This is a genomic window from Sphingobacteriales bacterium, assembly GCA_016711285.1.
Taxonomy (GTDB): domain Bacteria; phylum Bacteroidota; class Bacteroidia; order Chitinophagales; family UBA2359; genus JADJTG01.
Map to the genome: position 1 here is coordinate 295,431 of JADJTG010000002.1, position 11,891 is coordinate 307,321.

Consider the following 11,891-nt stretch of genomic DNA (forward strand, 5'->3'; position numbering starts at 1 on the left):
AAGCAACAAACAGCTAACGAGGGTTTTGCAAAAATGGGGGCAGAAGTGCTAAATTTGAACATTCGTACTACTATCAACATTAGTGGTTTATTGAACATTTGTGCTTCGATTTCCCCACTTCGCCAAGCCCCAAACCGTTGTGCGTCATTCTAAACCAACATCATTAAGATTAAATAACTAAAAAAAATAAAACCTTAAAATGAAGCATCTAAATTTAAAACAATTATTATTTAGTTTTTTACTGCTTTTTTCAATAAAAAGTTTTAGTCAACAAAAGGCTACCATATATTACAATGGTGATATTGTAACTATGGAAGGCAAAATGCCAGAGTATGCAGAAGCAGTAGTTGCCAAAAACGGAAAAATTGTTTATGTAGGCAAAAAAGCCGAAGCCTTAAAATTAGCAGGTGCTAATCACAGTATGGTCGATTTAAAAGGAAAAACATTATTACCAGCTTTTATAGATGGGCATGGTCATTTTGTAAATGTTGGGTTTACAGCATCAATTGCAAATTTACTGCCGCCGCCTGATGGTCTATCTGCAGATTTTAATTCCATTATCAATGCTTTGAATCAATATAAAGTAACACCTGATGGCAAAATGATAATTAAAAAATTCGGTTGGATTATGGGCAACGGTTATGATGATTCGCAACTAAAAGAAGGAGACCATCCCAAAGCAACTGATTTGGATAAAGTAAGCACAACCGAACCCATTATCATCATACATCAATCTGGTCATCTTGCAGTTATTAATTCCTTTGCTATGAAAATGTTGGGAATCAATAAAGACACCAAAGACCCTTCTGGTGGAAAATACCGTAGAAATACCGATGGCACACCAAATGGCGTATTAGAAGAAGCCGCTGCTTTTGAAATACTATTTCCAATACTTGGCAAAGGTGATGCAGAAGTAAATAACCTATTTCTCGAAAAAGCTTTGATTGAATATGCTCAAAATGGATATTTAACTGTGCAAGATGGTAGAACAACACTTCAACAAATGGAGCAATTGGAAGTTGCTGCCAACAATCATAAATTTTATTTAGACATAGTTTCTTATCCTGATATTGCATTGGGAGTAGAAAAAGCAATGAAAAGCCAATATTATAGTGCAACCCATCAATATAAGAATAAATACAGAATTGGCGGAGTAAAATTAACATTAGATGGTTCGCCACAAGGCAAAACAGCTTGGTTGTCGCACCCATATCACATACCACCACAAGGCGAAAATGCAGAGTATAAAGGACAAGGCGTAATGACCGACCAACAAGCAAATGATTATGTAGCAATGGCTTTTAAAAACAAATGGCAATTATTATGTCATACTAATGGTGATGCGGCCATTGATCAATATATTAAGGCGATTGATTTGGCTGAAAAAAATTTTGATTACCCAAACCATAGAACTGTAGTAATACACGGTCAAACTTTAAGAAAAGATCAAATTCCTGATTTGGTACGCCAAAAAATGATTGCATCACTATTTCCAATGCACACATTTTATTGGGGCGATTGGCACAAAAATTCTGTATTGGGAGAGCCGAGAGCCGATTATATTTCACCTTGTAGAGATGTCATAGATGCAGGGATTAACTTAACTTCACATCACGATGCACCTGTTACTTTTCCAAATTCTATGCGGGTATTAGATGCTACTGTAAACAGAATAACAAGGTCTGGAGCAATATTGGGACCAGATCAAAGGATTACACCCTATGAAGGTTTAAAAACATTGACAGATTGGGCTGCTTTCCAATACTTTGAAGAAAATACAAAAGGAACACTAACAAAAGGTAAATTCGCTGACTTTGTGATATTGGATCAAAATCCTCTAAAAGTAAATCCTTTGAATATTAATAAAATAAAAATTGTAGAATCGATCAAAGAAGGTAAAACAGTTTTTAAAAAATAAGTATTGGAATTAGAGCAAAAATTAATCTCATAGCACTCAAAATATCCAAACTAACTTTTGATAAAGAGAATCATAGGTAGTTGTATTTTCAAAATAAATATTAAAAAAATAGCATCAAATAAAAGAACGAACGCACAACATAGGTTTGCCAAAAGTGGGGCAGAATAGCAGAGTTGAGCATTTGGAATTAGCTTCGCTGAATCTTCGATTTCTATTGAACATTGTCGTAAATTTGAATATTCGTATTTCAAATTCCCCATCTTCGGCTAGCCCAAAACCGTTAGACATAAATTGAAAATAAATTTTGGATACAACATTTCCCATTTTGGACACTTTTAAAAATTTAGTTGTCGGACATTTGCATTATCAATTTTAAAACAAATTAAAAAATGCAAAACATAACATTAAACAACGGAATTGAAATGCCAATATTAGGTTTTGGAGTTTTCCAAATTCCTGACCAAAAAGAATGCGAACTAGCGGTTATTGAAGCTATTGAAACAGGTTACCGATTAATTGATACTGCGGCTTCTTATGGAAACGAAGTTGCCGTTGGAAATGCTATTAAAAAAAGTGGAGTTTTTAGAGAAGAACTTTTCATAACAACCAAACTTTGGGTTGAAGATATGGGTTATGAAAAAACAAAACTTGCTTTTCAAAAGTCATTAGATAAACTTCAATTAGATTATTTGGATTTATACCTTATGCACCAACCTTATGGCGATGTTTTTGGATCGTGGAAAGCAATGCAAGAATTGTATAATGCAGGAAAAATTAAAGTTATTGGAGTTGCCAATTTTCATTCAGACAGATTAATAGATTTGATTATTAATAGTGGTTTCGTTCCAGCAGTTAATCAAATTGAAACCCACCCTTTCCATCAACAAATAGAAGCACAACAATTTATGACAGAAAACAATGTGCAAATTCAATCTTGGGGACCTTTTGCAGAAGGGAAGAATGATATTTTCAACAATAAAATTTTAAAAACTATTGCTGAAAAATACAATAAATCTGTTGCACAAGTTATACTTCGTTGGCTAACACAAAGAGGAGTGGTTGCCATTCCAAAATCGGTAAGAAAAGAAAGAATGGCTGAAAATTTTAATATTTTTGATTTTGTACTTTCTGAAACAGAAATGCAAACAATTCAAACTTTGGACAATAAAACCAGTTTGTTTTTTGACCACAGAGACCCAAATATGGTAAAATGGATTAGCGAACGAAAGTTAAACAACTAACATTATGAACAGAAGAGATCTTATAAAAACGACAGGACTGGCAATTGCTGGTAGTGCATTGCTTCCGCTAAATGCTTTTACACAGAATGTAAAAACAGAAAGTATAGCAAATGCAAATGATAAAAAACCAATTTTATCAGGTAAAAGAAAATTGGGGAAATTAGAAGTTTCAGCTATCGGATTGGGCGTACAAAATATGTGGCGAACTTATCAAACCACCATTCCAAACCGAAAAGAAATGCACAATATCATTCATAAGGCATTTGAAAACGGTGTTACATTATTTGACACGGCTGAAGCGTATGGACCTTTTGAAAGTGAGAAAATATTGGGCGAAGCAACTGCATCTTTTCGAGATAAAATTGTAATAGAAACAAAATTTGGTTTTGAAATTGGCGAAGACGGAAAGCGTACCGGCAAGCAGAATAGCCAACCCGAGCATATCAAAACTGTTGTAGAAGCGATGCTGAAAAGACTTCGTACCGACAGAATTGATTTATTATATCAACACAGAGTTGACCCAAATGTGCCAATTGAAGATGTAGTTGGGGCAATCAAAGATTTGATAAAAGAAGGGAAAGTATTGCATTACGGACTTTCTGAAGCTGGCGAACAAACCATAAGAAGAGCCCACAATGAACATCCAGTCACAGCCATACAAAATGAATATTCACTTTTGTGGCGTGGTGCAGAAAAAGCAATTATTCCAATGTGTGAAGAATTAGGAATTGGATTTGTTCCTTGGAGTCCACTTGGTGTAGGCTTTTTAACAGGAGCAATTGATGAAAACACGCGATTTGCACAAGGAGATTTTAGAGGTTTAACCACTCGATTTACACCCGAAAATATTGCTAAAAATATGCCATTAATAAATCTGGTAAAAAATGGAGTGATGCAAAAGAAGTAACACTTGCACAAATTTCGTTAGCTTGGTTGTTGGCTCAAAACCTTGGATAGTGCCAATTCCAGGAACTACACAAATGGCTCATTTGATGGACAATATTGGAGCAGACAATGTGAAATTGTTCTCAACAGATTGGAAAGCGTTTAATGAAGAATTAAATACCATACAAATATTTGGTGAAAGATTTCCGCCTGCTGTACAAGCAATTTCAGGAATTGAAGCTCCATTAAAAAAATAGTAAATTTGAATTATAATTATTAGAAAAGTAGAAATGAATCAAGAAAACAATATCGCTAAAATTAAATCTGTTGCACACTTTCATCAATTGTGTGGTTTACCTGCACCATTACATCCTTTAATCAGCATCATTAATTTAGAAGAAATTAAATTGGTAGAAGCGTATGCGCCTTTTTGGAAACACTATATTGATAATCTTTATACCGTTTCCATTAAAAGAAGTATGAATTGCAGGTTTAAATATGGACAAACAGATTTTGACTATGACGGTGGAGCTTTAGTAGCTACGGCACCAAACCAAGTTTTCAGTTCGGATAATGTTGAATATATAAAGACAACAGGATATAAATTTGTTTTTCATCCCGATTTTATTCGAGGTTATCCGCTTGCGAAAAATATTCACAATTACGGATTTTTCTCTTATTCAAACAATAAAGGCTTATTTCTGTCGGAAAAAGAAGAGCAAATCATTTTAAATATTTTCAAATCCATAGAGCAAGAATGTCAAAACAATTTGGACAAATTTAGCCAAGATGTTTTGATAGCAAATATTGAATTGTTATTGGTGCATATTGACAGGTACTATAACCGACAATTTCTAACACGAAAAAACATAGGCAATGATACCTTGTTAAAAATGGAGGAAATTCTGAACAACTATTTTGATGCAAATACTACCAAATTACCAACTGTACAAAATATTGCTGACCAGCTTAATTTGTCACCTACCTATTTAAGTGATTTGCTGAAAAATCTAACAGGACTTACCGTACAACAACACATACACGAGAAACTAATTGAAAAAGCAAAGGAATTATTGTCAACAACCAACTTGTCTGTAAGCGAAATAGCGTATCAATTAGGCTTTGAATTTCCGCAATCATTCAATAAACTTTTCAAAAAGAAAACAGACTTGACACCATTAGAATTTAAGCAATCATTTAATTGACAACAAGAAGTCATAAAAGAAGCACTACTGCTAACTGCACAGTGCTAAAATCAACGGTAGTTCTTCGATAGAACTTTTGTGCAAAACTGACCATTTGTGCTTCGATTTCCCCCACTTCGCCAAGCCCCAAACCGTTGTGCGTAATGCTGACAGAACCTAACAGAAATAAAAAAATAAGCAAATGGACAAAAAACAATTAAAAGGTATATCGACAATAAATTTTTATGCAAGTAATCATAATGAAGCAATTGAATGGTACACAAATTTTTTAGGAATAGAGCCTTATTTCAAAGTTCCAGGATATGCAGAATTTCGTATAGGAGATTATCAGCAAGAACTTGGAATAATAGACAGTAAATTTGCACCACAAAATATTAGTGACAAACCAGCGGGTGTAACAGTTTATTGGCACGTTGACAATTTACAAGAAATATTTAACCAACTACAATCTTTAGGAGCGAAAATTTTTCAGCCAATTACTGACAGAGGAAACGGTTTTGTTACAGCTTCTGTTATAGACCCTTTTGGAAATATTTTGGGAATTATGACCAATCCACATTATTTAGAAATTTTAGAGAAAAGGAATGGAGCTTAAAGACGGAGTTCTGACATTTTATGCAACTTCTTTAACTGAATGGCGTGAATGGTTGAAAGAAAACTGTCAGACTGAAAAATCAATTTGGCTTATTGTTTACCACAAAGCAAGTAAAACACCAAGTGTACATTGGCACGATGCTATTGAGAATGCACTTTGTTTTGGTTGGGTAGACAGTAAAGCACAAAGCCGAGACAAAGAAAGTTGTTTTTTAAAATTTACACCAAGAAACCCAAAAAGCAAATGGGGAAAACGGAATAAAGAAAGAGCAATTAGAATGACCGAACAAGGTTTGATGACTGAATTTGGACAAAAACTAATTGACATTGCAAAAGAAACGGGGAAATGGGAAGTAGAATAAAAGCACATACGCACAACATCGATTCGGCAAAATGGCGGTGAAGTGCTTCTATGAAACATTTATGCAAGGTTCAACAGCAGTAATTCTATTGAATTTTAGTGTAATACTTCCGCCACATCGCCAAGTCAAGAACTTATTTCAGCCATTTATTAACGACACAGACAATGACACAAACAATCAAAATTTTCGGAATTCTACTAATCATTTTAGTTGGACAAATAGTAAACGGACAGGTGGACAACTTATCAAAAAACAGTAAACTATTTGATGACGAACAAAACCGATATGAAAGCGAACTAAAAACTAATAAAGACAGTGCAGAGGTCTATTGGAAACACGCAAACGTGACTGCAAATTTTACTTTTATTGCACAAAAAGATGCTTGGAAATTTTATAAAAGGGCAATTGAAATTGACTCATCTAAAGTTATTTACTTTATTGATTATGGAAAGTATTTACACGAAACTATCCGTGCATTTGATGCAGCAACAGACATTTACAGTAAAGGGCTTCGACTCTTTCCTGATAATATAGAACTTAATAATGGGTTTGATCCATTTACCAACAAACAAAATGGAACGGAAACAAAACACAAAACAAACTGCTGAAGCAATTTTTATTGGGTATAATATCAAAAAAATTTATGTATTGGCAATCAAAAGTTGGATCTTTGTTTGATATTAATATTGTGTAAAAGAAATGAATATTATGCCTCACTATTTTTACGAGACAATTTATCAACTTCGAACAAATGAAGAAATTATTTTGTACGATAAGTTGCTTAATATTAATGCAGATGATGAAGCGTTGGTAAAGGAATTTCTGCAAATTGAATTTTTTGTTGAGTCTAAAAATCATCCTTTTTCTACACCCAAATACAATGCAGAATCGGCTTTGTGGGCAGCAAAAACAATTTATACCGCTTGCCAAATTTTATTGTACCGAGAGCATCAAGTAGCAGAATTAACAAATTTATTGCCCTTATTTGCACAGCCAATTACTACAGAAGCTATACTTTCGGCGGATTTATGTTTGCGTTTTTTACCTCAAATTTTATCAGAAGCCAAACTGATAGACCCTGAGGATAAGGTGATTCCCATTCTTGAAAGTATTTTAAACCAATGGCATTATTCTGGAATTGGATTAATATTAACGCTTGACAATTTAGATTTTGATCCGATTTTTAGTAATCCTTGTTTGGAACAATTGTATATTGACAGAGTGATTGAAAAAAAAGATAGAAAACGGGCTGAATTGCCTCAAATGCTTGAAAAGGTTAGAGCAACACTTGGTAATTATACCGATAAATATTGGAATGAATTTAAGAAATCAGATTAATTAAATGGAAAATTTAAATAAACTCAATGCGGTGCTAAATTATGTAAAGCATGCATTTATTGGTAAAGATGAGATTATTGACTTGCTAGGTATTTCCTTGATTGCAAGGAAAATGCTTTTCTTCTTGGTCCTCCTGGAACGGCTAAAAGTGCCATTGTAAAAATGCTATCGCAATGTATCGAAGATGGAAAAAACTTTGAATATCTATTGACACGATTTACCGAACCCAATGAAATTTTTGGACCCTTTGATATTCGGAAAACTCAAAGAAGGGGAACTCATTACTAATACTGAAGGTATGTTGCCTGAGGCTTCTTTGGTTTTTTTGGATGAGATCTTTAATGCCAATAGTGCTATTTTGAATAGTTTGTTGATGGCATTGAACGAAAAAATATTTAGGCGAGGTAAAGAAACAAAGAAGTTGCCCACATTAATGTTTGTAGGGGCTAGCAATGTATTGCCCGAAGAGGAGTCCTTGAATGCGTTGCTTGACCGATTTTTAATAAGGGCTAAATGTGATTATGTAGATCCAGATAAGTTGCACGATGTGCTTTTGGCTGGTTGGAGTTTGGAAAATAATAGTCAAAGAGAAATACAGACTATTACATCCAATGAGATAAGATCCCTACAATTACAAGCACGTAATATAGATTTAACTCCTATCCGAAAATTGTATATTGATATTGTACATTCTTTGAGAAATACAGGCATTAAAGTTTCGGACAGGCGAGCTGTAAAATTACAAAATCTAATAGCAGCAAGTGCATTAATATGTGGCCGAACTGAAGCAATAAAAACCGATATGTGGGTACTGAAATATATTTGGGATACCGAAGATCAAATAGAAATTCTGGAAGGCATTATTAATAATATAATTGACAAAGAGGAGGAGGAAAAATCCCACCCACAGGCACTTTTAAACAAAGCTCCAAATCCAGAGGAAGTAATGAAAGAAGTACAGTATTTAAAAGATAAATGGCAAAACAATACTTTAACTTATGAAGAACAAAATGTAATAAAAGACAAACTTCGTTACGTACAAAATAGGTGTGCTTGGATTAAAAATGTGGAGCAAAAGCAATACATTCAAATTGAAATAGAAAATTTATGGCAGAAAATTTTACAGACCATTTAGTACAAATTGAGTCGGTTCATAAGGAACATTTGGGACAAATAAGGCATTGGGACAATTTGAAAATAGCTACCGAAGGAAACTATATTTGGATAAAAAATTTTTCAGAATGGCAATTATCCTCAGCCGAATTGCTGTCTATTCCATTTACAAAAACATTTGTAAATAAAGACAATTTACTGTTTCCTAAGGGAAGTCTTTTGCCCTTCAGAAAAATGCCTAATCTTTTATGGACACCAATAGAAAGGGCATTGAGCATTGAATTGTCTAATTTCAATCACAATTTTTTTGGAATTCATCAATCATTAGAAATTAAACTTATATCCACTGAACAGGAACAAAAGGCCACTGTTCTATTGGTAAATATTCATACCTCAAATAAGTACATTGTAAATGCTTCGGCTATTCGTTTAAACCCTTTGAAATGGGTATTGATCGATAATGAAAATGCATTAATATTTGGTGAACCTATGCTGCCTGTTGACGGCAAAACATTTTGGCAAAAAGGTAATTTCATTTTTCCAGTGGGGCTTCATTTTGAATTTCCATTGTTGGAAAAATTCATAGAAATAAAACTCAATCTCAACCAATCTCAATGGATTTGGTGGACTTCAGAAGACAGTTATTGTTTGATTGATAGAATGATGCTTAAGCCATTATCCATCTCCTCCTGGAAACAAACCCTTAAAATAAATTGATATGAATGCCAATGATTATTTTCGATCTTATGAGAAATATTTTTGGCTCTGGGAGGATGAAGCCGAAGTATTGTCTATCAATGGAGGGAGCACAATTACTTATACAGAAGAACTAATACCTATTTTAACCTCCCTTGCCGAAAAAGGATTGCCTTCTTTTGGGGCTATTTTATTGGCGATGATAGCAATCAATAAAACGGAAGATAATTCTTTAGATTTTGTGTATAAATTATTATCCTCATCAAAATTTAAAGAGCTGTACACTGATTTATATTTAAAGGAAAGTTTTATCTTTCTTAGCAATTTGCAATCCCTACCCAATGAATATAAAATAGGTAAAAGAAAACAAATACTATTAACAACCATTTTTGAAAATGCGCACAATAGAGCCAATTATGCTACATCAATTGGTATAGTAAATGTTATTAGAGAGAGAAAAAGAAGGACGAGCTTTCAAAAGTCAAAAGCGTTGACTGAAAATATTTATGCAAGAGATATTAAGGTTTTACAGATTCTCTCCCGAAATTTTACAAGCATTCAGACTATAATAGATGCAATGGGCGATTTGCCCGAAATTGAAGAAGCCTTATTCCCACAATTAGATACTGATCTGCAACCGATGTAATCTACGAAGATTTTGTAGAAGAATTGATGGCCAATTCGCAAACATTTCAAATAGGCGCATTAATAAAACCTATTTGGGCAGGATTTAGTGTTCCTATTTTTAATGCCCATCCTAGCGAACAAGCTTTGGGCGGAGTGTCAGATTTATCCAACAAAGGTGATTTCAATAAACTTTTAGTATCTGAATTTGCAAATGATGACTTGCTTTTTATGTCACGATTGGCCAATAATGAAGCCTTGTATTTACATAGAGAAATGCCACCGATTACCGATAAATTGCAAAGAATTATTCTGATAGATATTTCATTGAAAACTTGGGGCATTCCAAAAATATTAAGCTACGCCTGTAGTTTGGCTATTTCCAAACATCCAAAATCAAAGAGCGAAAGCAAGTTGTTTTTGGTTGGAGATACTTTTCTACCACTGAAGTACGAAAAAGCCAGCAATGTTATAGACGGGTTACAACAGGTTGCTATTGGCTTGAATGCCTATAAAGGGATTGCCACTTTTTTGGAATCTAATAAACAAAACAAGCAATTAGAAATATTTTATATTACTACTCCCGAGGGTCTTAAATATCCTGAAATAGCTAAACTATTAGCAGAAAATAACTCCCTTTTCAAATATATCATTACAACTAATATAGAAGGAGACATTTGCTTTTATAAAAACAAAAACAATGCCTTCAAACATTTGCAAAACATTAAATTGCATTTAGGAAAACTTTGGAAAAAATCACCAAAACCTTCTGAGCCAAAACATATTCCCTATGAACCAGAATTAAATGAAGTTTACCCATTGTTGCTCCCTTTACCTAATAAAAGAGGCAGATCGATTCCTATTGGAAACGAAGTGTACTTTGTTTCTAATAGATGCCTCTTTAGGATTGTAAATTTTGGAAATAACTCGAACAAAAAGGGTTGCCAATTGGTTTTGAAAAATGTACCCACAAATAGCAAATACGAACTTGGGAAAACAGATAAAGGAATAATACTTTTTCTTTCATTCAATCCGCAAAATAGAGAGGTTATTATTACAGATTTAGAAACATTGCAATATGCCAAAGTCTATTTTAGTGAATGGAAATCTACACAGTTCAATGAGTTTATATTCTTAAAAGAACAGTTTACTTTCCTAGTTAGAAATCAGTATATATATACCTTTAGCCCAAATTTTATGACTAATATTATTGAAATTGAAAGCCAAGAATTTATTAGTACTGATTTCTATCCTTCTTATAATGAAAGGCAAAAACAACGTATCAATTTGAATGCTGTTTCTCAAGGGTTAGTATTGAATGTACTAAAAAAACTTACCGAGGTATATATAACTGAAGAGAATAGGCTGGTATTCAACGCTCATCAATTACAATTAAAGTATGAAATACAAAACCTGCAATTTTTCCATTACAATAGAAGAAGTATAAAGCCTAAAGTGCAGGCTCAATTCGATTCTACAAAAAAAGCCTTTGTATTTAACGAAGGTTCCAAAATATCTTTTAATGAAAACGGCTTTTTTACGCTAATAAGTAGCAATGCGGCTATTCCTGCAATATATATATCTTCGACAATAGATATTGCTTTAGGGGTAGCTACAGAAAAATATTTTGCAGGAAATGATTATTTTTATAGTATCCCATATTTCACATTTCGTTTCCAGTCTAGCGGTCTCGAAAAAACAACTGCGATTAAAATTCTAAAAAATTATAGTGGCATAGGCTCAAAGGATGCAAAAGAAATTATAGATACCGCACCGATTCAATTTGCATTGTATATGAAAAATGACGATGCCGAAAAAATGATAAAAGAACTACGAGATATTGGTTGTAAGATAGATTTTTTATGGAAATAAAAAGAGCAAACAATCATTTCTACCCACGAATTTTATGACAACT

General features: G+C 33.4%; 10 protein-coding genes and 2 pseudogenes. All 12 read left to right on the forward strand.

What is annotated here, in order from left to right:
• The first annotated feature begins 199 nt into the window (after nucleotides 1–199).
• Nucleotides 200–1,918 (forward strand): amidohydrolase, encoded by a 1,719-nt coding sequence (locus tag IPL35_01445; protein ID MBK8442142.1) that lies wholly within the window; start codon nucleotides 200–202, stop codon nucleotides 1,916–1,918.
• 389 nt (nucleotides 1,919–2,307) lie between these two features.
• A complete protein-coding gene (locus IPL35_01450; GenBank protein ID MBK8442143.1) occupies nucleotides 2,308–3,159 on the forward strand; it encodes an aldo/keto reductase in 852 nt (283 codons plus the stop codon).
• Between the two features lie 4 nt (nucleotides 3,160–3,163).
• Nucleotides 3,164–4,301, forward strand: a pseudogene (locus IPL35_01455) (aldo/keto reductase).
• Nucleotides 4,302–4,334: 33 nt separating this feature from the next.
• Nucleotides 4,335–5,249: a helix-turn-helix transcriptional regulator gene (locus IPL35_01460; protein ID MBK8442144.1), complete on the forward strand. Its 915-nt coding sequence runs from the start codon at nucleotides 4,335–4,337 to the stop codon at nucleotides 5,247–5,249.
• A gap of 181 nt (nucleotides 5,250–5,430) precedes the next feature.
• On the forward strand, nucleotides 5,431–5,844 hold the full coding sequence (locus tag IPL35_01465; GenBank protein ID MBK8442145.1) for a VOC family protein: 414 nt from the start codon (nucleotides 5,431–5,433) through the stop codon (nucleotides 5,842–5,844).
• The gene (locus tag IPL35_01470) at nucleotides 5,834–6,205 is read left to right on the forward strand and encodes a hypothetical protein (protein MBK8442146.1); all 372 of its coding nucleotides are present in this window, start codon (nucleotides 5,834–5,836) and stop codon (nucleotides 6,203–6,205) included. The genes IPL35_01465 and IPL35_01470 overlap by 11 nt, the downstream gene beginning before the upstream one ends.
• Nucleotides 6,206–6,369: 164 nt before the next feature.
• On the forward strand, nucleotides 6,370–6,813 hold the full coding sequence (locus tag IPL35_01475) for a hypothetical protein (GenBank protein ID MBK8442147.1): 444 nt from the start codon (nucleotides 6,370–6,372) through the stop codon (nucleotides 6,811–6,813).
• 91 nt (nucleotides 6,814–6,904) lie between these two features.
• Entirely contained in the window at nucleotides 6,905–7,543 is a 639-nt protein-coding gene (locus IPL35_01480; protein ID MBK8442148.1) for a hypothetical protein, read from the forward strand.
• 4 nt (nucleotides 7,544–7,547) lie between these two features.
• Nucleotides 7,548–8,678 (forward strand): annotated as a pseudogene (locus IPL35_01485) (AAA family ATPase).
• Nucleotides 8,651–9,373, forward strand: coding sequence for a hypothetical protein (locus IPL35_01490; protein ID MBK8442149.1), 723 nt, complete (start codon nucleotides 8,651–8,653; stop codon nucleotides 9,371–9,373). The pseudogene IPL35_01485 and the gene IPL35_01490 overlap by 28 nt, the downstream one beginning before the upstream one ends.
• A gap of 1 nt (nucleotide 9,374) precedes the next feature.
• Nucleotides 9,375–9,998: a hypothetical protein gene (locus tag IPL35_01495; protein MBK8442150.1), complete on the forward strand. Its 624-nt coding sequence runs from the start codon at nucleotides 9,375–9,377 to the stop codon at nucleotides 9,996–9,998.
• Nucleotides 9,999–10,021: 23 nt separating this feature from the next.
• The gene (locus IPL35_01500; GenBank protein ID MBK8442151.1) at nucleotides 10,022–11,848 is read left to right on the forward strand and encodes a ribosomal protein L7/L12; all 1,827 of its coding nucleotides are present in this window, start codon (nucleotides 10,022–10,024) and stop codon (nucleotides 11,846–11,848) included.
• Nucleotides 11,849–11,891: the final 43 nt, after the last annotated feature.

Excerpts from the sequence above, each read along its gene's own strand:
- IPL35_01445 (MBK8442142.1), top strand. The coding sequence starts at position 200 with ATGAAGCATCTAAATTTAAAACAATTATTATTTAGTTTTTTACTGCTT.
- IPL35_01470 (MBK8442146.1), top strand. The coding sequence starts at position 5,834 with ATGGAGCTTAAAGACGGAGTTCTGACATTTTATGCAACTTCTTTAACT.
- IPL35_01495 (MBK8442150.1), top strand. The coding sequence starts at position 9,375 with ATGAATGCCAATGATTATTTTCGATCTTATGAGAAATATTTTTGGCTC.
- IPL35_01450 (MBK8442143.1), top strand. The coding sequence starts at position 2,308 with ATGCAAAACATAACATTAAACAACGGAATTGAAATGCCAATATTAGGT.
- IPL35_01475 (MBK8442147.1), top strand. The coding sequence starts at position 6,370 with ATGACACAAACAATCAAAATTTTCGGAATTCTACTAATCATTTTAGTT.
- IPL35_01460 (MBK8442144.1), top strand. The coding sequence starts at position 4,335 with ATGAATCAAGAAAACAATATCGCTAAAATTAAATCTGTTGCACACTTT.
- IPL35_01480 (MBK8442148.1), top strand. The coding sequence starts at position 6,905 with ATGAATATTATGCCTCACTATTTTTACGAGACAATTTATCAACTTCGA.
- IPL35_01490 (MBK8442149.1), top strand. The coding sequence starts at position 8,651 with ATGGCAGAAAATTTTACAGACCATTTAGTACAAATTGAGTCGGTTCAT.
- IPL35_01465 (MBK8442145.1), top strand. The coding sequence starts at position 5,431 with ATGGACAAAAAACAATTAAAAGGTATATCGACAATAAATTTTTATGCA.